This is a genomic window from Streptomyces sp. S063 (genome assembly GCF_002832675.1).
Classification (GTDB): domain Bacteria; phylum Actinomycetota; class Actinomycetes; order Streptomycetales; family Streptomycetaceae; genus Streptomyces; species Streptomyces sindenensis.
In genome coordinates this window covers 842443-865604 of record NZ_CP021707.1, presented here as the reverse complement: position 1 = coordinate 865604, position 23162 = coordinate 842443, and the positions used below count along the sequence as shown (strand labels likewise).

20 protein-coding genes and 2 pseudogenes are annotated in these 23162 nt (G+C 73.1%); 11 read left to right on the top strand and 11 right to left on the bottom strand.

The window, feature by feature from the left end:
* Nucleotides 1-8: 8 nt before the first annotated feature.
* Nucleotides 9-1364, top strand: a complete 1356-nt coding sequence (locus CCZ36_RS03840) for a peptidase C39 family protein (protein WP_128817027.1) — start codon at nucleotides 9-11, stop codon at nucleotides 1362-1364.
* 111 nt (nucleotides 1365-1475) lie between these two features.
* On the opposite strand, the gene CCZ36_RS03835 is transcribed toward CCZ36_RS03840, so the two are convergent.
* The 3 genes from CCZ36_RS03835 to CCZ36_RS03825 form a co-directional block, all read right to left on the bottom strand.
* Complete coding sequence (locus CCZ36_RS03835) at nucleotides 1476-2996, bottom strand: PepSY-associated TM helix domain-containing protein (protein ID WP_128817026.1); 1521 nt, start codon at nucleotides 2994-2996, stop codon at nucleotides 1476-1478.
* A 109-nt stretch (nucleotides 2997-3105) separates the two neighbouring features.
* Complete coding sequence (locus CCZ36_RS03830; RefSeq protein WP_128819398.1) at nucleotides 3106-3591, bottom strand: hypothetical protein; 486 nt, start codon at nucleotides 3589-3591, stop codon at nucleotides 3106-3108.
* A 295-nt stretch (nucleotides 3592-3886) separates the two neighbouring features.
* A complete protein-coding gene (locus tag CCZ36_RS03825; protein WP_128817025.1) occupies nucleotides 3887-4486 on the bottom strand; it encodes a DinB family protein in 600 nt (199 codons plus the stop codon).
* 280 nt (nucleotides 4487-4766) lie between these two features.
* On the opposite strand from CCZ36_RS03825, the gene CCZ36_RS03820 reads away from it, so the two are divergent.
* The gene (locus tag CCZ36_RS03820) at nucleotides 4767-4919 is read left to right on the top strand and encodes an SCO1431 family membrane protein (protein ID WP_107403857.1); all 153 of its coding nucleotides are present in this window, start codon (nucleotides 4767-4769) and stop codon (nucleotides 4917-4919) included.
* A 148-nt stretch (nucleotides 4920-5067) separates the two neighbouring features.
* Here the strand turns inward: CCZ36_RS03820 and CCZ36_RS03815 are convergent.
* Nucleotides 5068-5976 (bottom strand): annotated as a pseudogene (locus tag CCZ36_RS03815) (glycoside hydrolase family 18 protein); the annotation flags it as partial.
* 384 nt (nucleotides 5977-6360) lie between these two features.
* On the opposite strand from CCZ36_RS03815, the gene CCZ36_RS03810 reads away from it, so the two are divergent.
* Nucleotides 6361-7533, top strand: coding sequence for an acyl-CoA dehydrogenase family protein (locus tag CCZ36_RS03810; RefSeq protein WP_069737297.1), 1173 nt, complete (start codon nucleotides 6361-6363; stop codon nucleotides 7531-7533).
* Between the two features lie 429 nt (nucleotides 7534-7962).
* On the opposite strand, the gene CCZ36_RS03800 is transcribed toward CCZ36_RS03810, so the two are convergent.
* A complete protein-coding gene (locus CCZ36_RS03800) occupies nucleotides 7963-8361 on the bottom strand; it encodes a hypothetical protein (protein ID WP_010070124.1) in 399 nt (132 codons plus the stop codon).
* Nucleotides 8362-8564: 203 nt separating this feature from the next.
* Between CCZ36_RS03800 and CCZ36_RS03795 the strand changes: the two genes are divergently transcribed.
* From CCZ36_RS03795 to fxsA, 4 genes are all read left to right on the top strand, one after another.
* A complete protein-coding gene (locus CCZ36_RS03795) occupies nucleotides 8565-9005 on the top strand; it encodes an Lrp/AsnC family transcriptional regulator (RefSeq protein ID WP_010057405.1) in 441 nt (146 codons plus the stop codon).
* A 124-nt stretch (nucleotides 9006-9129) separates the two neighbouring features.
* Nucleotides 9130-10776 (top strand): amidohydrolase, encoded by a 1647-nt coding sequence (locus tag CCZ36_RS03790; RefSeq protein WP_069737296.1) that lies wholly within the window; start codon nucleotides 9130-9132, stop codon nucleotides 10774-10776.
* Nucleotides 10777-11260: 484 nt separating this feature from the next.
* A complete protein-coding gene (locus CCZ36_RS03785) occupies nucleotides 11261-12028 on the top strand; it encodes a polyprenol monophosphomannose synthase (RefSeq protein ID WP_069737295.1) in 768 nt (255 codons plus the stop codon).
* 154 nt (nucleotides 12029-12182) lie between these two features.
* Nucleotides 12183-12800 (top strand): FxsA family membrane protein, encoded by a 618-nt coding sequence (fxsA, locus tag CCZ36_RS03780; RefSeq protein WP_128817024.1) that lies wholly within the window; start codon nucleotides 12183-12185, stop codon nucleotides 12798-12800.
* An 86-nt stretch (nucleotides 12801-12886) separates the two neighbouring features.
* Here fxsA and CCZ36_RS03775 read toward each other — a convergent pair whose 3' ends face one another.
* From CCZ36_RS03775 to yczE, 4 genes are all read right to left on the bottom strand, one after another.
* Nucleotides 12887-13261, bottom strand: coding sequence for an RNA polymerase-binding protein RbpA (locus CCZ36_RS03775; RefSeq protein ID WP_003959706.1), 375 nt, complete (start codon nucleotides 13259-13261; stop codon nucleotides 12887-12889).
* 265 nt (nucleotides 13262-13526) lie between these two features.
* Complete coding sequence (locus CCZ36_RS03770; RefSeq protein ID WP_128817023.1) at nucleotides 13527-14900, bottom strand: MFS transporter; 1374 nt, start codon at nucleotides 14898-14900, stop codon at nucleotides 13527-13529.
* A gap of 46 nt (nucleotides 14901-14946) precedes the next feature.
* A complete protein-coding gene (locus CCZ36_RS03765) occupies nucleotides 14947-15708 on the bottom strand; it encodes a glycerophosphodiester phosphodiesterase (protein WP_069737292.1) in 762 nt (253 codons plus the stop codon).
* Nucleotides 15705-16424 carry a membrane protein YczE gene (yczE, locus tag CCZ36_RS03760; protein ID WP_128817022.1) on the bottom strand — a complete coding sequence of 240 codons (720 nt, stop codon included), beginning with the start codon at nucleotides 16422-16424 and terminating at the stop codon, nucleotides 15705-15707. The genes CCZ36_RS03765 and yczE overlap by 4 nt, the downstream gene beginning before the upstream one ends.
* A gap of 102 nt (nucleotides 16425-16526) precedes the next feature.
* On the opposite strand from yczE, the gene CCZ36_RS03755 reads away from it, so the two are divergent.
* Nucleotides 16527-18026 (top strand): SCO1417 family MocR-like transcription factor, encoded by a 1500-nt coding sequence (locus CCZ36_RS03755; protein ID WP_069737290.1) that lies wholly within the window; start codon nucleotides 16527-16529, stop codon nucleotides 18024-18026.
* Between the two features lie 80 nt (nucleotides 18027-18106).
* Here the strand turns inward: CCZ36_RS03755 and CCZ36_RS03750 are convergent.
* A pseudogene (locus CCZ36_RS03750) lies at nucleotides 18107-19776 on the bottom strand (hypothetical protein).
* A gap of 37 nt (nucleotides 19777-19813) precedes the next feature.
* Entirely contained in the window at nucleotides 19814-20008 is a 195-nt protein-coding gene (locus CCZ36_RS03745; protein ID WP_006123109.1) for a hypothetical protein, read from the bottom strand.
* 330 nt (nucleotides 20009-20338) lie between these two features.
* Here CCZ36_RS03745 and CCZ36_RS03740 point away from each other — a divergent pair, with 330 nt between their 5' ends.
* The 3 genes from CCZ36_RS03740 to CCZ36_RS03725 all read left to right on the top strand — a co-directional run bounded on the left by CCZ36_RS03740 (nucleotide 20339) and on the right by CCZ36_RS03725 (nucleotide 23093).
* On the top strand, nucleotides 20339-20731 hold the full coding sequence (locus CCZ36_RS03740; RefSeq protein ID WP_069737288.1) for an ankyrin repeat domain-containing protein: 393 nt from the start codon (nucleotides 20339-20341) through the stop codon (nucleotides 20729-20731).
* 290 nt (nucleotides 20732-21021) lie between these two features.
* Nucleotides 21022-22440, top strand: a complete 1419-nt coding sequence (locus CCZ36_RS03730) for a HEAT repeat domain-containing protein (protein WP_069737287.1) — start codon at nucleotides 21022-21024, stop codon at nucleotides 22438-22440.
* A gap of 80 nt (nucleotides 22441-22520) precedes the next feature.
* Entirely contained in the window at nucleotides 22521-23093 is a 573-nt protein-coding gene (locus tag CCZ36_RS03725; RefSeq protein ID WP_069737286.1) for a DUF4240 domain-containing protein, read from the top strand.
* Nucleotides 23094-23162: the final 69 nt, after the last annotated feature.

Below are 23162 nucleotides of genomic sequence, written 5' to 3'. Positions count from 1 at the left end.
TCACGACCATGACCAGTCCGACTTCGCGCAGAACCGTTCTGACCGCCGCGCTCGCCGCAGCCGCGAGCGCGGGCACGGTGGCCTCCTCCGCCGCGCCCGCCTCCGCCGCCCCGGCCTCACCCGCGGGCTCCTCCGCCCTGGTGGACAACCGCTTCTGGCACACCTACACCGACTGGCGCTGCGGCACCGGCGACGGCACCCGGATCCTCCCCGGCGTCCGCCCCGGCCTGGTGATCGCCGCCCCGGCCGGCCGCGTCGACCACACCGACCCGCACACCGGCGAGACGGCCGCCTGGGACTACGCCACCTGGACCTCGCCCGTCCACCGCTCCGCCGTCCCGGCCACCGAGGTGATCGCCTCGTGGAACGCCCGTACACCGGCCGGCACCTGGATCCAGATCGAGCTGAGCGGCCGGTACGCCGACGGCACCGCGACCCCCTGGTTCGTGATGGGCCGCTGGGCGGCGGGCGACGGCGACATCCGCCGTACCTCCGTCGACAACCAGGGGGACCCGCACAGCTCCGTGTGGACGGACACCCTCGCGGTGGACGACCCGGCGAGCGGCGTACGCCTGGTCTCCTTCCGGCTGCGGCTGACGCTGTACCGCGCCCCCGGCAGCCGCCTCACCCCGACCGTGTGGCGGGCCGGCGCGATGGCCTCCGACGTGCCCGACCGCTTCACCGTGCCCGAGACCGTCCCCGGGCCCGCCCGCGAACTGCCCGTGCCCCGCTACTCGCAGAACATCCACATCGGGCAGTACCCCGAGTACGACAACGGCGGCGAGGCGTGGTGCAGCCCCACCTCCTCGCAGATGATCATCGAGTACTGGGGCCGGAGGCCCACCGCGGAGGACCTCGCCTGGGTCAAGCCCGGCCTGCCCGACCCCCAGGTCTGCCACGCCGCCCGCAACACCTACGACTACGAGTACGGGGGCTGCGGCAACTGGCCGTTCAACGCCGCCTACGCCGCCACGTACCGCGACATGAACGCCGTCGTGACCCGGCTCGGCTCGCTCACCGACGTGGAGCGGCTGGTCCGCGCCGGAATCCCCGTCATCACCTCCCAGTCCTTCCTGAAGGAAGAGCTGACCGGCGCCGGATACGGCACGTCGGGCCACCTGATGACGGTCATCGGATTCACCCCCGAGGGTGACGTCGTCGCGAACGACCCCGCGTCACCCGACAACGACGCCGTACGCCGGGTCTACCGCAGGCGCGAGTTCGAGAACATCTGGCTCAGGACCAAGCGCTACGACGCCGAGGGCAAGGTCAGGAGCGGGACGGGCGGCGTCTGTTACGTGTACTGGCCCGACCGGCCGACGCCTTCCCGGCAGCGGGTGCTGGGCTCGCTCGGGCTGGTGTGACCCGCCCCCCCGGTGACCCGCCCCCCGGTGACCCCCCCCCCGGTGACCCGCCCTCCCGGTGAGCCGTCCCAACGGCAGCGGGGCGGGCCACCCCACCCCGCCGGCTGCCCCTCAGGCGGTACGTCGTCGGCGCACGGCCCCCACCACCGCGTCGACGACCAGGAACCCGGCCAGGGTCACCCCGAGGACCGGCAGCGCCCAGCTCAGGGCGGCCACGACCGGGATGCCCAGGACGAGGGCGGGCAGCGGGATCCTTCGCCACGCCCCCCGCTCGGGTGCCCTGCCGACCGGCGCGGGCCGGTCGCCCCGGGTGGGCCGGCGCTGCCACCACATGCGGTAGCCCCAGACGATCACCGCGGTCAGACCGAGGGCCACGAGCGCCAGCACGATCTGGTTGGCGACCCCGAACAGCACCCCCATATGGCCCTGCACACCCAGCTTGCTGAGCTTGTTGAGGGCCGGGTGGTCGGCCCAGCGGGTGCGCGAGGTGATCTCGCCGCTGGTGGTGTCCACGGCTACCCGGTCGTACTGCACCGGCCAGGTGTTGTCGGTCTGCGCCACGACCCACGCGCTCGCCGCGTCCGCCGGGGGCGTCACCTCCACGATCCCGCCGAGACCCGCGCCCCGGGCCGCCGCCAGGGCCCGGTCGAAGTCCGCCGGATCGGCGTCGGCGGTCGCCGGGCCGGAACCGCCGTGCCCGGCGTGCTCCGAGTGGTCCTCGGCCGGGGCCCCGGCGCCCGGCAGCGCCGTGTCCAGGGCCGGGGCGTTGCCGTTCACCGCGTCCAGCAGCCGCCCGAACCGCTCGCCGCTGTAGTTCGACCAGGTGAGGCCTGTGGCGCTCAGGAACAGCAGCCCCAGCGCCAGCCACACCCCGGTGGCCGCGTGCAGGCTACGGGCCCGCCGTACGCCCTTGGCCTTGCGGTCCGGAAGCAGCACACCCCGGGCCGACTTGGCGCGCATGCCGCGGGCGCGGCCGAGCCACAGCACCAGGCCGCCCACGACGGCCACCCACAGCCAGCTCGCGGCGACCTCGGAGTACAGGCGGCCCACCTCGCCGAGGTGGAGATTGCGGTGCAGGTCGTCGAGCCAGGTGGTGAGCGGTGTCGAACCGAACCAGGTCGTCAGCTCGCCCCGCACCTCGGCGGTGTAGGGGTCGACGAACACCGTGCGCTGGTTCTCGCCCAGCTCCGGCACGGCGAGCACCACCCGGGTGGTGTCCTCGGGTCCCGGCGGAGTGATCACCGACGCCAGGGTGCCTTCGGGGTACGCGGCCCGCGCGGCGGCGATCTGCTCGGCCAGCGGACGTACCTCGTCCCGGACCTGTTCGACCCGGAGCCGGTCGCCGTAGACGAGCCGGTCGAGCTGGGGCGTCAGCGTGTAGGCCAGCCCGGTCAGCGCGGCCACCAGCAGGAAGGGGGCGACGAGCACCCCGGCGTAGAAGTGCAGCCGGACCAGGAGATGCCGTACCTCCGCCCAGGAGCGGGCCGGACGATCCGGCCGCCCGGACGAGGATGTCGCGGGGCCGTCCGGTCTCCCGGCGGCCGGATCGTGTTCGTGCTGCTCCTGCTCGCTCTGCTCCTGCTCGTTCTGCTCTTGCTCGTTCTGCGGTATTTCGTCGGTTCTGTGGGACATGGACACTCCTCGGAGGGCGGACGGTGACGGACGCGCGCCCGACGGCTCCCGCACGCATGCCTGACGGACGCCGGAGCGGTTCCGGCGTCGGGGCAGGCGAGGGGAGAGGTCAGGCCGAAGCCGCCACGGGCGGCCCGCGCCGGGACCGGGACCGGGCGAGGAGCGCCCCGAACCGGATCCTCACCACCACCGGCGGCACCGGGCACGACCGGGGCGGGCAGGGAAGCGTCGGGGCCGGCCGGAGGGCGACGCGCGGGGCGAGCAGCGCCCCGAGGCGTCGCAGCACCCGCTCTCCGTACAGCACGCAGAGGGCCGCCCCGAGCGTGGCCGCCGCGTGCGCCAGGGTCATACCGGCGTCCATGGCATGGGCGGTCCCGGGGTCCTCGGACGCCCCGGCCATGTGGTGGTGGGTCCCGTGCCCGGCGGGTGTCCCGGGACGCGTGCCTCCACCGGGGGCGGGGAGGAAGTGGAACGCGTTGTGCAGGGCGAACTGGGTCGCCCCGAGCACCAGGACCACGACGTCGAAGCGCCGCCTCCGGCCGCCGAGGAGCAGACCGCCTTGCACCGTCAGGGCGAGGAGCAGGAGCGCGAGCACCCCCGCGCCGGGCAGATGTCCACCCGCCGCGACATGGCTCGCGGCACCGAGGACCAGGCATGCCGAACCGCAGAGCAGGCCCCTGGCCGCTCGCCTCGGCAGGCCCCCCGGTGCACGCATGGACACAAGGTAGCCAGCCGCGCCGGGGGACCCGGAGGGGGGTGCGGCGTGCGGCTCGGTGCCGCGGTCTCTTCCCATGGGGCAGTAGTCGGCCGGATGGCCGAAAAAGTTCCCGCACCTGTCCGGACCCGTGGAAGAACCCGGCGCCCGGGAGCTCAGCCCCACACCGCGCGGGTCAGCCCGCGCGCCTCTCCTCGGCCTCCAGTGCGGCCCGCTCCAACCGGTCCCGGTGGCCTTCCCAGTACGTCGCGTCGCCCGGCGGGACACTGGTGTTGCCCTGGTTCATCCCGACGGCCCCGTCGATGAGCTCGCGCAGGATGTCCGCGTGCCCGGCGTGCCGGTGCGTATCGCCGGTCACGCGGACGACGGCGTGGAGCAGCGTCACGTCGTCGCGCCCGGCCGGCCACCAGGGCACCCGGCCGACCGTGTCCAGCTCCAGCGCGTCGAGCGTCGCGTCCGCGTGCGCCCACGCCCGCCGGTAGAGGCCCACGATCTGCTCGCGCGACTCCTCGGCGGTGGCCCACATGTCCGCGTTGTCCTCGGCTCCCTCCGCGACCCAGGGCAGGGCCTCGCCGGAGGGCCGCCCGAAGGTGTCGCCGAGATAGCCGAGCTCGACGCTCGCCACATGCTTGACCAGGCCCAGCAGATTGGTGCCGGTGGGCGTGAGCGGGCGGCGGATGTCGTACTCCGAGAGCCCGTCGAGCTTCCAGAGCAGGGCGTCACGGGCGTTCTGCAGGTAGAGGCGGAGGATGTCCTTGGGCGCTGATGCGTTCATGGACCCAGCCTCTCGGCCGCCCCGGTCGAGGGCACTGGAATTTCGCGGGCCGAGATCGCGGGGCGGCACGTTGTGGTGTCGGCCACACCGGACCCGGGCCCGCGCACCCGGCCCCGGCGGCCCTTTCCGTGCGGTAGCGGGGGAGCGGCCCGTCCCGGGCCGATCGGGGCGCTCCGGGCCGTGACCGGGATCTCGTTCTGCGCGGCCCGCGGCGCTGGCACGCTGGTCGGGTCACCAGGGGCGGGGCCCCTGCCGCAGCCGTACGAAGAGCGAGACGCCCATGACCGCGACCACCGCCGCAGCACACGCCCACCACGCCCGCCGGGCCCGTACCGGTGGCCCGGAGGACGGCTCGAAGCTGATGGAGCACATCGCCGGCTGGGCCTTCGTCGTCGTGTTCGCGATGCTGGTCACCCAGCTCGGCCTGCTCTAGGTATTGATCACGAGCGTTGTGAACGCCGACCGGGCTTGATCACGGCGGCCGGAAACGGCTGTGGGGGGTGGAGAACGGCCCCCCCACAGCCGTGCCAGGGGCTGGTCGATCGCCTTGATCAGCTCGCCGTTCGTCGTGTCACCGCTCAGCTCCCAGCGGTGGCGGTGCCGCCCGGCTCGGACCGGGTGACGCCGGTCCAGCCGCGGCCGTAGAAGCCGATGCCCAGCAGAAGCTTCTCCGACGGGATGCCCAGCGACTTCAGCTTGGAGATCGCGGCGTCGGAGTCGAAGCCCTCCGTCGGGATACCCGGGTAGGAGGTCAGCGGGGAGTGCGGGGCCGTCGGGCCCTGCGCCGCGAACGCGCCGAAGAAGTCGTACGTCATCGGCAGGTACCAGTCGAGGTGGGCCGCCGCCCCCGCGTAGTCCACCGCGTCGATCTTGCCGCCGTCGGAGCCGTCCGCCGTGATCGCCGAGGTGATCAGGTTGTCGTTCCCGAAGGCCTTGCGCAGTTCGCCCAGCAGATTGCCGTACGCGTCGCGGCCGCTGGTGTCACAGGTGAGCCCGCAGGCGTTGGGGTACTCCCAGTCGATGTCGATGCCGTCGAAGACATCGGCCCAGCGGGGGTCCTCCACCAGGTCGTAGCAGGACTTCGCGAACGCGGCCGGGTTCTGCGCGGCCTCGCCGAAGCCGCCGGACCAGCTCCAGCCGCCGAAGGACCACAGGACCTTGAGGTCGGGGTGCAGCTTCTTGAGCTTGCGCAACTGGTTGAAGTTGCCCCGCAGTTCCTGGTCCCAGGTGTCGGCGACCCCGTCGACCGACTCCTCGGCGGTGTAGGCCTTCTCGTAGTCGGCGTAGGAGTCGCCGATCCGGCACGTGCCGCCGGTCACGTTGCCGAAGGCGTAGTTGATGTGAGTGAGCTTGTCCGCGGAACCCGACGTCTCGATGTTCTTGACGTGGTAGTCGCGGTCGTACGTACCCCAGTTGGTGAAGTATCCGATCACCTTGCCGCCCGCGGCGAGCGCCCGGAGCCGGGCGCGGGGACGGTGCGGCTTGAGCATCGTGGCTCCTCGTGGGGGAGGGCTGGTGCGTGGGGGGTGTCGGCCGGACTCCGAGCGACGGGGCCCGGTTTGACATGAACGCGGTAGGCGTTCGGTGGAACCGCAGAAGGACTAGACCAGTTGGGTCAATGGTTCGGACCAGTGCACTGATCGTTCCCGTCCTCTTCACGCCTCCGACCTGGCCTTTGCCCCCGTGACGTAAGGCGTCCGATCGGGCATACTCAAGCCGCCACAGCCGATGACCGCGCCGCCCGTGACCCGGGAGGGCAGGATCGGCTGCGCAGTCTGTTTTTTCCGGGTCACTTCCGGGAGATCACCCGGCGGCGCCTCTCCCACCCCGAGCGCGCGACCGCCGCCACGCCCGACAGGGAGGAGAGCGCCGTCATGTCCGACCGTGCCCCGCAGCCGGTGGAACGCCGTCTGCCCACCGAGGAGTCCCGGCAGCTCGTCGCGCTCGTCCGCGACATCGTGTCCAAGGAGATCGCTCCCCGGGCGGCCGAGGAGGAGGAAGCGGGCGTCTTCCCCCGCGAGGTCTTCACCCTGCTGTCCGAGGCCGGACTGCTCGGACTCCCGTACGGCTCCGACCACGGCGGCGGCGACCAGCCCTACGAGGTCTACCTCCAGGTCCTGGAGGAACTGGCCGCCGCCCGGCTCACCGTGGGACTCGGTGTCAGCGTCCACTCCCTCGCCTGCCACGCACTCGCCGGATACGGCACCGACGAGCAGCGGGCCGCACACCTCCCGGCGATGCTCTCCGGCGGCCTGCTGGGTGCCTACTGCCTCTCCGAGCCCGCCTCCGGCTCCGACGCGGCCTCGCTGCGCACCAAGGCCGTGCGGGACGGGGACGACTGGGTGATCACCGGGACCAAGGCGTGGATCACCCACGGAGGGGTCGCGGACTTTTACACCGTGCTGGCCAGGACCGGTGTCGAGGGCGCCCGCGGCATCACGGCCTTCCTCGTCCCCGGCGACGCCGAGGGGCTGAACGCCGCCCTCCCCGAGAAGAAGATGGGGATGAAGGGCTCGCCCACCGCCCAGCTCCACTTCGACGGCGTACGGGTCGGCGACGACCGGCGCATCGGCGAGGAGGGCCAGGGCTTCGCCATCGCCCTGTCCGCCCTCGACTCCGGGCGACTCGGCATCGCCGCGTGCTCCATCGGGGTCGCCCAGGCCGCCCTGGACGAGGCCGTCCGCTACGCCACCGACCGCCGCCAGTTCGGCCGCCCCATCGCGGACTTCCAGGGGCTGCGGTTCATGCTCGCCGACATGGCCACCCAGGTCGAGGCCGGCCGGGCGCTGTATCTGGAGGCGGCACGACTGCGGGACGCGGGGGAGCCCTTCTCCCGGCAGGCCGCCATGGCCAAGCTGTTCTGCACGGACGCGGCCATGCGGGTGACCACCGACGCCGTCCAGGTGCTCGGCGGATACGGCTACACGCTCGACTTCCCGGTCGAACGGCTGATGCGCGAGGCGAAGGTGCTCCAGATCGTGGAGGGCACCAATCAGATCCAGCGCATGGTCATCGCCCGCCACCTCGCGGGTCCCGAGACGCGCTGAACCGCAGCGGCCCCTCGGACCACGCGGGCAGGGCCGCGGCCTGGTTCCACTCCGGGTCGCGGCGCCCCGGCACGGTTCTGCCGGCGCTCTCCCACTGTCTGAGCAGAGCGCTGTAGATCGGTGGATCCACGGAGGCGCCCATGGGTGAGTTCCCCGTGGAGCGGGGCAGCGGCTGTGCGGGTGTTCCCGGCTGCGGAACCGATTCTTCGGGGGTGGGAGCGGCGAGTCGGCGGCGACCCGACCCGACTGGTGAATGCAGCGTGGTCATACGGGGCCAACGCCGTGGGGCGGGCCGGAGTCACTGCCCCGCCGATTCGGGCGCGCGTTCGCCGGTGCCCACGTGCCGGGCCGGCGAGCGGCGGGCGGGGGAGCCGCAGGCACCACGGCGGCGGTCCGTCGTGGTGCTGGGCGAGGCGTACGGGGTGCGGGTCAGGCGGCCTCGCGCCGCATCCGCGGCACGCGCAGCGGACGGGACCCGGGGCCTCCGGCGTGCGAGAAGGGCTGCATCCGCCAGTCGAGACCCTGGGGCAGCGTCAGCAGCAGTCCGGCCTCCTGTTCCTGGAGCTCCAGCGTCTCGTCCGCCGGCCGGGCGTCACTCGCGCCGCGGCCGGTGCCGGCGCAGACGGTGAGCACGAAGGGATTCCACGGCGTGGGGCACCGGGCGTGCTCCGGCAGGACGTCCTCGTCGGCCAGCAGTGCGATGGGCTGGGCGCAGTCCGGGCAGATCACCCGGACCATCTCGAACATGTCGTACGCGTCGGCGGTACCGTCGTCGTCCGGATCGACAGGCTCCGGTTCGGTACGTTCGGTGAGCTTCAGGCTCTGCACGGGAATTCCCCCCTCGGGTGGGTCGACAAGGCGACACGGCCTCGACCACAGCAAGCACTTCCCGCCGCGCGTGGCCGGTAACCGCGAGGCGGCCCGCTACCGACCCACGAACCTGTGGCGTTCGTCACATGCCGCCCCGCCGGTGCCGTTCCGTGACCCGCGCGACTGTGCCGAGCGGTGCTCGGGGCCATAGGTTGATCCGCATGGAGGAGCTGGACCGTCAGATCGTTGAGTTGCTCGTCAAGGACGGGCGGATGAGCTACACCGACCTGGGCAAGGCCACGGGCCTGTCCACCTCGGCGGTTCATCAGCGTGTCCGCAGGCTGGAGCAGCGCGGGGTGATCCGCGGCTATGCCGCGGTCGTCGACCCCGAGGCCGTCGGGCTGCCCCTCACCGCGTTCATCTCGGTGAAGCCGTTCGACCCGAGCGCCCCCGACGACATCGCCGAACGGCTCGCCGGGGTGCCCGAACTGGAGGCCTGCCACAGCGTCGCCGGGGACGAGAACTACATCCTGAAGGTGCGGGTGGCGACCCCGCTGGAGCTGGAGCACCTGCTCACCCGGATCCGTACGCTCGCCGGTGTGTCCACCCGGACCACCGTCGTCCTGTCCACCCCGTACGAGGCCCGGCCCCCGCGGATCTGAGACCCGGGAACCACGGGTCCGGGCCCCTCCCGGGGGATGGCGCCGGCAGGTCCGGGCCCGGACCAGCGCCCCTCGGGAGGGGGCCGCGGTCCGGGCGAAGGCCGGCAGGCGCGAGACTGGTCCCATGAGCCAGAGCACCGCCCCCCAGAGCATCCCCGACCACCGCACCGTGCTGTTGCGCGGCGGAGACGTCCACAGCCCCGCAGACCCGTTCGCCACCGCGATGGTCGTCGAACGCGGGCATGTCGCCTGGGTGGGTTCCGAAGGGGCCGCCGACGCCTTCGCGAGCGGTGTGGACGAGGTGGTCGACCTCGAAGGCGCCCTGGTCACCCCGGCGTTCACCGACGCCCACGTGCACACCACCGCCACCGGCCTGGCCCTGACCGGACTCGACCTCTCCGGCGCCCGCACCCTGGCCGAGGCGCTCGGTCTCGTCCGGGCGTTCGGCCGGGGCCGCGCCCCCGGGGACGTCCTGCTCGGCCACGGCTGGGACGCCGCCCGCTGGCCCGAGCGGCGTCACCCCTCGCGCGCCGAGCTGGACGAGGCGGCCGGTGGCCGGCCCCTCTACCTGCCGCGTATCGACGTGCACTCCGCGGTTGCCACGACGGCCCTGCTGGACCTCGTCCCCGGCGTCACCGCGATGAGCGGGTACCACCCGGACGGGCCGCTGACCGGCGACGCCCACCACGCGGTGCGGGCCGCCGCCCACGCCGCGCTCCCGGTCGCCCAGCGGGCCGCCGCCCAGCGCGCCGCCCTCGACCACGCCGCCTCCCTCGGCATCGGCAGCGTCCACGAGTGCGGCGGGCCCGAGATCTCCGACGAGGAGGACTTCACCTCCCTCCTCGCCCTGGCCGCCGAACGGCCCGGCCCGCGCGTCTTCGGCCTCTGGGCCGAGGAGATCGCGGACGAGAAGGACGCCCGTCGCATCCGCGAACTCGGCGCGATCGGCGCGGCCGGAGACCTCTTCGTCGACGGCTCCCTCGGCTCGCACACCGCCTGCCTGCACCAGCCCTACACGGACGCCCCGCACACCGGCACCGCCCACCTGGACGCCGCCCGGATCGCCGCCCATGTCACCGCCTGCACCGAGGCGGGCCTCCAGGCGGGCTTCCACGCCATCGGCGACGGAGCGGTCACCGCCGTGGTGGACGGTGTCAGGGCCGCCGCCGGGACGCTCGGCCTCGACCGGATCCGGGCCGCCCGCCACCGCGTCGAACACGCCGAGATGCTCACCCCCGAGACCATCGCCGCCTTCGCCGAGCTGGGCCTCACCGCCTCCGTCCAGCCCGCCTTCGACGCCGCCTGGGGCGGCCCGGACGGGATGTACGCCGAACGCCTCGGCGCGGAGCGGGCCGCCGCCCTCAACCCGTACGCCGCGCTGCTGCGCGCCGGAGTGCCGCTCGCCTTCGGCTCCGACAGCCCCGTCACCCCGCTGGACCCCTGGGGCACCGTACGGGCCGCCGCCCACCACCGCACCCCGGAGCACCGGGTCTCGGTCCGCGCCGGGTTCACCGCCCACACCCGGGGCGGCTGGCGCGCCATCGGCCGCGACGACGCGGGCCTCCTGGTGCCCGGCGCCCCGGCCGACTACGCCGTCTGGCGGACCGCCGAACTGCTGGTCCAGGCCCCCGACGACCGGGTCGCCCGCTGGTCCACCGACCCCCGGTCCGGCACGCCCGGCCTGCCGGACCTGACACCCGGCGCCGACCTTCCCGTCTGCCTGCGGACCGTGGTCCTCGGACAAACGGTCTACGTGCGACCGAACGAGTGACGTCGGGACATTTCGTACCACCGATCGATGGCCCGATCGCCGGTCCGCGACCTGCGCCCCTTCGGCACTGACCAGGCCATTTCGGAAAAAGTCGCAGGTCGCACGGCTGTTGACAGAAAGCGCCCACGGGCCGGTAGGTTCGGCCGGGTCCACCACAGGACGTCCGATCGGTTGAACCTCCACGCAGTCGTCGAACGCCGCTGGGTCATGAGGCGGTGTGCCGCACCGGCGCACCACCGCTGACAGCCAGGTTCAGCGCCCGCGCCTCGGGGGCGAGGGAAGGATTCAGCCGGACGGAGGGTGGGACCCGGGTGGGGCCCGGACGTTCAGTAGACAACGGCTTTCGGTCGACCCGCAGCCAGCGGGTCCCAGGTCGGCCCGAAGGGCGCCGGGCCCCGATCCGCAGTTCCACCGTGGGGGCGCGACCTTCCGGGTGGTGTGCTGGATATGGTGTCCCCCTGTGTACGGACTCTAAGGGGCAGTAGTGAACGACGGCGGTCAGAGGCAGTTCGGCCCGCTCGGCAAGGTGCTGGTGATCATCCCGACCTACAACGAGGTCGAGAACATCAAGCCGATCGTCGACCGGGTACGCGCCGCCGTCCCGGACGCCGACATCCTGGTGGCCGACGACAACAGCCCCGACGGCACCGGCAAGGCGGCCGACGCGATCGCTGCCGCCGACGACCAGGTCCACGTTCTGCACCGCAAGGGCAAGGAAGGGCTCGGCGCCGCCTACCTCGCGGGCTTCGCCTGGGGCTCCGAGCACGGCTACGGCGTCCTCGTCGAGATGGACGCCGACGGCTCCCACCAGCCCGAGGAACTGCCCCGGCTGCTCACCGCGCTCAAGGGCGCCGACCTGGTCCTGGGATCCCGCTGGGTGCCCGGCGGCCGGGTGGTCAACTGGCCCAGGAGCCGCGAGGTCATCTCGCGCGGCGGCAGCCTCTACTCCCGGCTCGCCCTCGGCCTCTCCGTCCGGGACGTCACCGGCGGCTACCGGGCCTTCCGCACCGAGACGTTGAACGGCCTCGGGCTCGGTGAGGTCGCGTCGCAGGGTTACTGCTTCCAGGTGGACCTCGCCCGCCGCGCGGTCGAGGCGGGCTACCACGTGGTCGAGGTGCCCATCACCTTCGTCGACCGGGAGGTCGGCGACTCCAAGATGAGCCGCGACATCCTCGTCGAGGCGCTCTGGCGGGTCACCGGCTGGGGCATCACGTCCCGCGCCAACAAGGTCCTGGGCCGCAAGAGCCTCTGACACCCCGGGGCCCGCGACCTGAGACCCTCCGGGGCCCGCGACCGGGGGCCGAGCCGGGAGGGCGGATCCCATCATCGAGCCCGGGGCGGCCGGCCGGCCGCTTCATGATCACCCCCTTACGCCGCTTGCACGCCGGTACGGGCACACTGGGGGTATGACGACCGGCACTCCGCCCCCGACCCGTCCCCGGCGCTCGCGCGCCCGTAGATTCCTGCCGCTGGCCCTGGCCGCCTGGCTGGTCCTGGAGATCTGGCTCCTGACCCTGGTCGCCTCGGCCGCGGGGGGCCTCGTGGTCCTGCTGATCCTGGTGGCCGGAGCCGCGCTCGGCGCCGTGGTCATCAAGAGCGCCGGCCGGCGCGCCTTCAAGAACCTCACCGAGACCCTCCAGCAGATGCCGGGGCAGCCCGGCGCCCCTGCCACGCCGCCTGCGGCCCCCGCCGACGGCAAGGGCTCCCGGGGCAACGGGCTGCTGATGCTGGGCGGGCTGCTGCTCCTGATCCCCGGACTGATCTCGGACGCGGCCGGGCTGCTCCTGCTGGTGCCGCCGGTGCGCACCATGATCAGCCGTTACGCGGAACGCTCGCTGGAACGCCGGATGCGGGCGGCGACGCCCGGCAGCCTCGGCGACGCGTTCCAGCAGGCCCGGATGCACCGCCCGGACGGAAAGGTCGTCCAGGGCGAGGTCATCCGCGACGACGGCCCCCGGACGCCGGGCGGACCCGACGACGACCCCCGGGGCCCTCAGGACCGGCGCCCGCCCCTCACGCCCTGAGGGAGCCGCACGCACAAGAGCCGCGGGCCGTGACACACGTTCTGTGTCACGGCCCGCGGCTCTTGGTGCTGTGCGGTGTTACGCGGTCAGGCAGACTTCCTGCTGTCCCGCGGGTGCACGGCGATGTTCATGGCTCCGGAACGGAGAACCGCCAGCCTCTCGGCCAGCACCTCTTCCAGCTCCTCGCGGGTGCGCCGCTCCATGAGCATGTCCCAGTGCGTGCGCGCCGGCTTGCCCTTCTTCTCTTCGGGGCCGTCCCCGTCCACCAGGAGTGCCTGGGCGCCGCACGCCTTGCACTCCCACTCCGGCGGAATCTCTGCTTCTACCGAGAACGGCATCTCGAATCGATGTCCGTTCTGGCATGCGTACTCCACCGCCTGGCGCGGGGCCAGATCGATGCCGCGGTCCGTCTCGTAGCTGGTAACCACAAGTCGCGTGCCGCGGAGAGCTCGCTCACTCATGAATCGTGCCTCCCGGGCTTGTCGCCCACAGGACAAAATGTCGCTGTCGTCGTCATCCGGTCAACGTCCGGTCGGCGGTAAAGATTCCCGTTGCGGGTCATACGTCGCCCGTCGTGCCGCTGCTTTATCTGGGTTGAGTACCCGCCCATGCCCGGTTTGTCACCTCTGGTGGATGTTGTCACCCAACGGTAGAGCCGCTTCCACTGGCAGTAACGGTCCTCCGGGCAGGCCAAAGACGTATACTACCGGCCTTTGACTTCAACGTCTAAATCCGTTCCGGCACGGGGTTCCCCGCGGCCTCCACCGCACGCCTCACCGGGACCCGCGCGAGCAGCACCGCGCCGAGGGCGAAGAACGCCACCAGCGAGATGATCGCGTCCCGGTAGCTGCCGGTCAGCTGGTACGCCAGGCCGAACACCAGAGGCCCCAGCCAGCTCAGCCCGCGGTCGCTCATCTCGTACGCGGAGAAGTACTCCGCCTCCTTGCCGCGCGGCACCAGATGCGAGAACAGCGACCGGGAGAGCGCCTGGCTCCCGCCCAGCACCAGGCCGATCGCCGCCGCCAGGACGAAGAAGAACACCGGCGCGTCGGCGGGCAGCAGATAGGCGGAGAGCAGGATCAGGGTCCACACGATCAGCGACCCCAGGATCGTGCGCTTCGCGCCGTACGTCCGGGCGAGTCGTCCCATGCCGAGCGCCCCTGCCACCGCCAGGATCTGCACCAGCAGCACCGCGACGATCAGCGTCGTCTGGTCCAGGCCCAGTTCCTCGGAGCCGTACAGCGAGGCCTGCGAGATCACTGTCTGGATGCCGTCGTTGTAGACGAGGTAGGCCAGCAGGAAGGAGAGCGTGAGCGGGTGGCGCCGCATGTCGCGCAGGGTGGCCCGCAGCTGTTTCCAGCCGGAGCCGACCGCCCCCTCGCCGTCCGGCCTCACCCGCCGGTCGCGCAGCCGGCGCAGCGGTACGAGCGTGAACGCGCCCCACCACACACCGGCCGAGGCCAGGCAGATCCGCACCGCGTCGGACTCCGCGAGCCCGAAGGAGTCGTGACCGGTGTAGAGGATCAGGTTGAGGACCAGGACGAGGGCGCCCGAGGTGTAGCCGAAGGCCCAGCCGCGCGAGGAGACCGCGTCGCGCTCCTCCGGCTCGGAGATCTGCGGCAGATAGGCGTTGTACAGCACCATCGACACCGAGATCGAGGCGTTCGCCACGATCAGCAGGAAAGCGCCCAGCAGATAGCGGTGGCCGTCCAGGAAGAACATCCCGGCCGTCGCCGCCGCCCCGGTGTACGCGGCCGCCGCCAGCAGCGGCTTCTTGCGCCCCGTACGGTCCGCCGCCGCGCCCACGATCGGCATCAGGATCACGGCCACCACGATGGACGCCGAGACGGAGTACGCGAACAGCGAGCCCGCCCGCACGGGTATGCCCAGCGGGTGCACGAAACCGTCCGGGCCCGCCGCGGCCTTGGCGACCGACGTCAGATACGGACCGAGGAAGACGGTCAGGACGCTGGTGGAGTAGACGGAGCACGCGAAGTCGTAGAAGTACCAGCCCTGCTGCTCACGCTTGCGGGCGGCGGCCGACGCGCCGTCCGGCGGCCGCCCCGACGGATCGGCCTTCCCCGCTGTCCCCGTGTTCATCCCGCGTCCCCTCGCTCGTCCCCGGTGGACGTGGACGGTCCGGGCGTCAGGACCAGGCCCCCCGCTCGCTCAGCACCGTACGCAGCGTCTCGATGTGATCGGTCATGATGCCATCCACCCCGAGGTCCAGGAGCGCCGCCATCCGCTCCGGTTCGTTCACCGTCCAGACGTGCACCTGGAGCCCCAGTGCGTGCGCGGTCCGGACGAAGCGGGCGTCCACCACCGGGACGGCGCCCTGCCGCTCGGGGACCTGCGCGCAGACCGCGCCCGCGCGCAGCGCCGCCGGGATCCCGTACGAACGCAGGCGCAGCGCCAGGACGCCCCGCACCCCGTACGACGTGGCCAGCCGGGGCCCCGCCAGGCGGTGCGCCCGGGCCACCCGGGCCTCCGAGAACGAGCCGACACAGATCCGGTCCCAGGCACCGGTCCGGCGGATCAGGCCGAGCAGCGGCTCCAGCGCCGATTCGGCCTTCAGGTCCACGTTCCAGCGGGCCTCGGGGAACTCCTCCAGCAGCTCCTCGAAGAGCGGGAGCGGTTCGCTGCCCCCGACCCGGGCCCGGCTCACCTCGCCCCAGGGGAGGTCGGCGATCCGGCCCCGGGCGTCGGTGACCCGGTCCAGCGTCGGGTCGTGGAAGGCGACCAGCCGGCCGTCCGCCGTGGTGTGCACATCGGTCTCGAAGTAGCGGTAGCCCGCGTCCGATGCCCGGCGGAAGGCGGTCACGGTGTTCTCCACTCCGTCCGCCGCCCCGCCGCGATGGGCGAAGGCGATCGGCGTCGGGTGGTCCAGATAGGGGTGGCTCGGGTTCACTGCGGCAGTATGGCCTGCCCGGACGTCGGAGCGGCAACGGGCCCGGAACCGGCGGCCGGCGCGGGGGTGGACGGCTCGCCCGAGGTGACGGTGGCACCCGGCCCGGAAGCCTCGGGGAGCGCGAACAGGCGCAGGAAGAACTGTGCCAGCGGGCCGATGGCCAGCGCGTACAGCACCGTGCCCACCCCCAGCGATCCGCCCAGCAGGAAGCCGGTCACCACGACCGCCACCTCGATCGCCGTACGGACCAGCCGGATCGAGCGGCCGGTGATGTGGTTCAGCCCGGTCATCAGGCCGTCCCGGGGGCCGGGTCCGAACCGGGCCGCGATGTACAGCCCGGTCGCCACGCCGTTGAGGACGATGCCGAGCACCAGCACCGGGATACGGACGCCGAGCGCGTCCAGGTCGCCCACCACCGCGAGCGTCCCGTCCATCGCGAGCCCCACCACGAAGACGTTCGAGACGGTGCCGAGCCCCGGCCGCTGGCGCAGCGGGATCCATAGCAGCAGCACCACCGCGCCCACGATGATCGACACCACGCCGATCGAGATCCCGGTCAGCTCCGCGAGGCCCTGGTGCAGCACACCCCACGGCTCCAGACCCAGCCCCGCGCGCACCAGGAGCGCCGAGCTCACCCCGTACAGCGCCAGACCCACGTACAGCTGGACCAGCCGCCGCGTGAGATGAGTGGTGCTCCGGTCGGTGGTCCTGGCCACGTTGTGCCCCCTGATGTAGTGATGGTGGACTGCTCTGTGCCACCCTGTGGCAGGGGATCGGCCAGCAACTATGGCCAATTCGAGGAAGGTGGACTGATTTCGATGGCGCAGTGGACATCGACGGTGGGAGCGGCCCAGCTCGCCCGGCAGCTCCGGTCGCAACAGGCGCGGCCCACCGGCCCGGGCGGCCGCAAGCCGCCCGCGTACCGCGCGCTCGCCGACGGCGTACGGCTGCTCGTCCTGGAAGGCCGCGTCCCGGTCGCCGCCCGGCTCCCCGCCGAACGCGAACTGGCCCTCGCCCTGTCCGTGAGCCGTACGACCGTCGCCGCCGCCTATGAGGCCCTGCGCGCCGAAGGCTTCCTGGAGTCGCGGCGCGGCGCGGGCAGCTGGACCGCCGTCCCGGCCGGCAACCCGCTGCCCGCCCGCGGCCTCGAACCGCTGCCACCGGAGTCGCTCGGCTCGATGATCGACCTGGGCTGCGCGGCCCTTCCCGCCCCCGAGCCCTGGCTGACCCGGGCGGTCCAGGGGGCGCTGGAGGAGCTGCCGCCGTACGCCCACACGCACGGCGACTACCCGGCCGGGCTGCCCGCCCTGCGCCGGATGATCGCCGACCGCTACACCGCCCTCGGTATCCCGACCATGCCCGAACAGATCATGGTCACCACCGGCGCGATGGGCGCCATCGACGCGATCTGCCACCTCTTCGCGGGCCGCGGCGAACGGATCGCGGTCGAGTCCCCCAGTTACGCCAACATCCTCCAGCTGATGCGCGAGGCGGGCGCCCGCCTCGTCCCGGTCGCCATGGAGGAGGGGCTCGGCGGCTGGGACATGAACCGCTGGCGCCAGGTGCTGCGGGACGCCGCGCCCCGGCTCGCCTATGTGGTCGCCGACTTCCACAACCCGACCGGCGCGCTCGCCGACGAGCAGCAGCGCCGCGATCTGGTGGAGGCGGCCCGGTCCGCCGGAACGGTCCTGGTCGTCGACGAGACCATGAACGAACTCCGCCTGGACGCCGACATCGACATGCCGCGCCGGGTCTGCGCCTTCGACCCGGCCGGCAGCACGGTCCTCACCGTCGGATCGGCCAGCAAGGCCTTCTGGGCCGGTATGCGCATCGGCTGGGTGCGCGCGGCCCCGGACGTCATCCGCAGCCTGGTCGCCGCCCGCGCCTACGCCGACATGGGCACGCCCGTCCTGGAACAGCTCGCCATCAACTGGCTCATGGGCACCGGCGGCTGGGAACAGGCCGTCGAGGTCCGGCGGAGCCAGGCGCGGGAGAACCGGGACGCCCTGGTCACGGCGGTGCGCCGGGAGCTGCCGGACTGGGAGTTCACCGTGCCGCGCGGCGGCCTGACGCTCTGGGTGCGCACCGGGGGCATCTCCGGTTCGCGGCTGGCCGTGGCGGGCGAACGCGTCGGCGTCCGCGTGCCGTCGGGCCCCCGCTTCGGGGTCGACGGGGCCTTCGAGGGATACGTACGGCTGCCCTTCACGGTGAGCGGGCCGGTCGCCGACGAGGCGGCCGTACGGCTGGCCGCGGCGGTGGACCTGGTGCGCTCCGGGGCGGGCGTGGGGGCCGACGCCCCGCGCTCCTTCGTGGCCTGAGGGCCGGCACGACAGGACGGCGGGCGGGGAACGGACCATCAGGCCCGCTCCCCGCCCGCCGTGCCGTCCGGGTGCGCCGCTCAGCTCTCGGCGCCGGCCGGCTGCGCCTTCGCCAGCGGCTCGGACGGCCGGGCCTCGGCGACCACCGCCTCCACCGGAACGGCCGTCGTTTCCGCCGCCACGGGCACCGGTGCCGTCGCCGGGCCCTCGTCGGCGGGCTCCCGCACGGGCGCCGCCTCGATCGGGTCGCCCCGGCCGGGCAGCAGGTCCAGCACCGCCCGCCGGTGCGCGTCGCTCGTGGCGTCGTCGTACGGGTCCGGGGTGGTGGGCACCTGGAGCCGCAGGACGGGGCCCGCGCCGAGCCGGACATAGCCGCGGCCCGCGGGGACCTCGGGCGGGGAGTGGTGTGCGGTCCGGCGCCGAGGACGGCCTCGATCTGCTCGGGGCAGGCCGGTCCGAGGACGGCGCGGGCGCGGGTGTGGGTCCGGACGGTCTCCGTGAGGGTGTCCAGCGCGTCGAACTGCTCGGCCAGTACGACGGTGACCTGGGCGGCCCGGCCGTGCCGCAGCGGGATCCGGAGCAGCTCCTGCGGGTCCGGCCTGCCGTCGGCCGCCGCGAGATGGCCGAGGACGCCGGGGCGGTCGAGCAGGATCCACAGGGGGCGGCGGATGTCCTCCGGCGCCGGGCGGCCGCTCTGCCGGGCCAGGTTGGCGGTGATCAGGCGGCGTTCCGTCTCGTGTGCCGCCCACTCCAGCGTGGCCAGCGTTCCGCCGAGCCCGGACTCCACGGCGAGGACGCCGTCGCGGCCGGTGAGAGCGGCGTACTCGCCGGCTCCGCCGCCGTCGACGATGATCACGTCGCCGTTCTGGAGGGCCTGCAGGGCGATCGAGCGGAGCAGGGTCGTGGTGCCGCCGCCGGGCTGTCCCACGGCCAGCAGATGTGGTTCGGTGGAGCGGCCGCCGGTCCGCCAGACGACGGGCGAGGCGTCCACCATGGTGTCGCCGTCGAGCACGGGGACGGTGCGCGAGACGGAGTCCGGATCGGTGAAGCCGAGGACCGTCTCGCCGGGGGCGGTGACGAAGCGCTGGGCGGCGACCGTCGTGGAGAGGGCGTCCAACACGGTCAGAACGAGGCGGTTGGCCTCCTCGTCCCAGCCGAAGCGGTACTCGCGGCCCCGGCCGGACTTGGTGTGGAGCAACTGCTCGATCCGGGAGCGGGCGGCGGCGTCGCCGTCCATGAAGTACGCGGGGTAGGAGATCCGGAGGCTCGTGAGCCTCCCGTCCTGGTCGAAGGCGTACGCGTCGAAGGCCTTCGACCAGTCGCCGCCGTGCGCGAACAGCGGGTCGGGGTCGTCGGCCGTGGAGAAGTACGGTACGAGCGCCTCGTACAGGGACCGCAGACGCGCGGTCTCCGACTCGTCGGGCCCGGTCCGCACGGGGGTCCGCTCCCGCCCCTTCCACGCGGCAGCGCCCATCACCGTGATCAGGGCCAGGATCGGCCCGTACGGCACGAGCGCCACCACCAGTACGCAGGCCGCGGCGAGGAACAGCTTGGGACCGCGCCGTTCCTTGGGGGTGGCGACCCACTTCTGCCGGCCGGACACGGCCAGCAGCCGCAGTCCGCGGACCACCGTGATCAGTGGATGGAGGACATCGGTGGCACTGTCGGCGGCCGTGCGCGCGATCTCTCTGCTGCGAGTGATCGAAGCGCTGCCGCTGCTCAGAATGCGGGGGAGTGGTCGCCGGGCCACGTCGGTCTCCTGAAGGGGTGGGAGCGGTCGCGGAGCGTCAGAACTTGATCCCGCCCAGCAGGCCGGCGAGGCTCGCTCCGCCCGCCGTGATGCTCGGGGCGATGGCGGTGCCGGCCAGGTAGAAGCCGAACAGGGCGCAGACGATGGCGTGGGAGGCCTTGAGCCCGTCCTTCTTGAAGAACAGGAAGACGATGATGGCGAGCAGGACCACGCCCGAGATGGAAAGGATCATGAGCGGTTCTCTCCTGGTTGAAGGGGACAGTCACCATGAGTCCTTCCAGGATCACGGGAAGTATCTATACGACAAAAGGTGCAATCGAGTGAATATCCCGCGCTTTCACTTGACTGGCTCACAGAAGTCGGCCCCCAGGGAGCGGCATCACCCGGTCCGTGCCGGGCAGGATCAGCCGCGGTGATCCCTTGCCGCATCCGGGCCGGGTCATGTCGGCCCGGGAGCAGTACCCTGTCGATTCACTCGTACGGCCCCCGCCGTACTCCCCACCAGGTCAACCGCGGCGGTGAGCAGCCGTGGCAGCAGTCAAAGGAAGGCGGCTCCGTCCCGATGAGCGAAACCCCCGATCCCGAGGTGGTCGAGCTGGCGACCAAGGTCTTCGACCTGGCCCGCACCGGCGACACCGAGGCCCTCACCGCGTACGTCGAGGCCGGAGTCCCCGCCAACCTCACCAACGACCGGGGCGACACGCTGCTCATGCTCGCCGCCTACCACGGGCACGCCGCCACGGTCGCCGCCCTCGTCGCCCGCGACGCCGACCCGGACCGGGCCAACGACCGGGGCCAGACCCCGCTGGCCGGAGCCGTCTTCAAGGGCGAGGACGCCGTCATCGACGCCCTGCTCGCCGCGGGCGCCGACCCGGCCGCCGGAACACCGTCGGCGCTGGACACGGCCCGGATGTTCGGCAAGTCCGACCTGCTGGAACGCCTCGGTGCGCGGTGAGACGCCGGCGGGGGCGCCGCTGGGCGCGTCCGCCGTGGGCTTTGCTGACCGGTCCGTCGTAAATGTGGTCGCGGTGGCGAAATGGCTGGGTCATCATGACGTCGCGGGCCCGCTCAGGGCCACCGACGAGAGGCAGAGGAAGATGCTCTACACCAGGCGAAAGACGGCGGTCGGCCGATCATGTCACTGCGCGGCGTAACGGTGTCCCCCCGGACATCCCCCCGTGCCGCGAGGCACGGGGCACTGCACAGTCCCGGTTGCGTCGACAGCTTGATGTGAGGCTTTCTCCCATGTTCGATCCGTTCATAGCGCCGAGCGGCACCCTGCTCGGCCTGCTGCAGAGGGGCCGCGGCGACGGCACGCTCCACGCGCTCGCCGCACCGCGCCCCGAGGCCCTCGCGGCCCTCAACCACTGCGTCGTGAGCGACCCCCGCCACGACTGGCAGGTGGAGAACCGCTCCCTCTACTACGCGCGCCTCTACCTCGACCTCGACGGCGGTATCGAGGAGATCGAGCGACACCTCGCCGATCCCGACGACCACATCGATACCGACGAAACCCGCACCGGTCTGGCGCTCTCCGTCCTCGGCCACCTCGCCTCCTACGGACGCGACGACGCCCTGGCCCTGCTCCGCCGCTACGCGGCCACCGGCGCCAACTGGGCCTGGGCCCTGGACGAGCTGGCCCTGCGCGACGACGACGCCGGCCTGCGCTCCCTCGCGCTGCCCGTCCTCGCCCGCTTCCCGGCCACGGACCAGGGCGCGGCCGACCTCGCCGCCGCCGTACGCGACTCCTTCGAGCCGCGACCCTGGCGGCTGTGGGCCGACGACCCGCGCGAAGCCGTCGGCGCCCGCGTCCGGGCCGCCGGCGAACAGGGCTCGTTCGACCGATGGCAGCGCCAGATGCGCCCCGGGGGCCCCCGCCCCGGCTGGAGTGTCCAGGCCGTTTTCGACTGGGCCCAGCAGGCCCTGGAACGCGGCAGCGAACTGCACGTCCCCGCGGCCCGCTGCCTCACCGCCGTCGCCGGCCCCGACGACCTTCCCCAGATCGTCGAGGCCGCCCGCAGCGGCCCGGAAGGCGCCCGCTGCGCCGCCCTGCACTACCTCGCGGAGGCCGGTGAGCCCGTCGTCCTCGACCTCATCGAGGCCGCCGCCATCAGCCCCTCCCGTACCGTCGCCCTCACGGCCATCGCCGCCTTCGAGCGGATGACCGGCGACGACGCCGTCGAGCGGGCCCGGCGCTGGGCCCGCCGCCCCGACGGCCTCGGCGCCTCCGCCTCCGGAGTGCTCGCCTGCCGAGGCACCGCCCAGGACGCTCCCCAAGTCCTCGGCGCGCTCCGGGAGGCCGTACGCGGCGACGGACCCGACGCCCCCCGGCTGTGGACCCTCGTGGACGGAGCCGGCCGCCTCGGCATCGCCTGCGCCGCCCCCGTCCTGCGCCACGTCTACCGCGAGACGTCCTCCTCGCACCTGCGGGGTCGGGCCGCCCGCGCCCTGGCCGCCACCGACCCGTCCTTCGCGACCGGATTCGCGGTGGAGTGCCTCTGGGACTGCGAGGAGACCACCCGCGAGGTGGCCGCTCTGCACGCCGAGACCGGCGACATCCGCGTCGCCGAACGCCTGCGCCGCCTCGCCGCCGACCCGGCCGAGGAGGCCGAGGTCCAGACGGCGGTGCGCAGCCGGATCGGGCCGGACGCGTCGGCCGTCTGACGACAGGACGGCGGCAGGGCCCCGGAGCCCAGAACTCAGGAGGAGGGTCGTTGTCAGACCCTCCTCCTAGGCTTTTCCCCATGGACAGCAACGAGTGGTGGGGGCTCGTCGAACGGGCTCGTGACGTGGCCGGGGACCGGGCGGACGACCGGGACGCGCCCGACGATCCGCTGCCGGACGCGCTGACCGACGTGCTCGCCGCCCTGGAGCCGGAACGGATAGCGGCGTTCGCGGTCACGGCGGTCGGGGTGACTGATTCCGCCTACCGGTGGCCCCTCTGGAACGCCGCCTACCTCATCGAGGGCGGCTGCGGCGACGACGGCTTCATGGACTTCCGCGACGGGCTCGCCCTGCTCGGGCGGGAGACCTTCACCCGGGCGCTGGCCGACCCCGACGCGCTGGCCGACTTGCCGGTGGTGGGGCGGATGGGCCGCGGCGAGCGAGGGTGGATCGGATACGAGTCGCTGAGCGCGCCGGTGACCGAGGCCTACCGGCGTGTCCGGGGCGAGACCGGCTCGCTCGACGCCGCCGTGGAGGCGGCGCTGCGCGAGCGGATACGCCCGGCGGCACCGGAGGGCGAGAGCTGGGACGCCGAGGACGACGAGGCGAACCGCAGGCGGCTGCCCCGGCTGGCGGCGCTCTTCCTGGACTGAGGCCCGCACTGAGCGCTCCCGTACGACTTCCCGCCCCTGCGAGGTCATGGGCGCGGGCACAGAATGGCG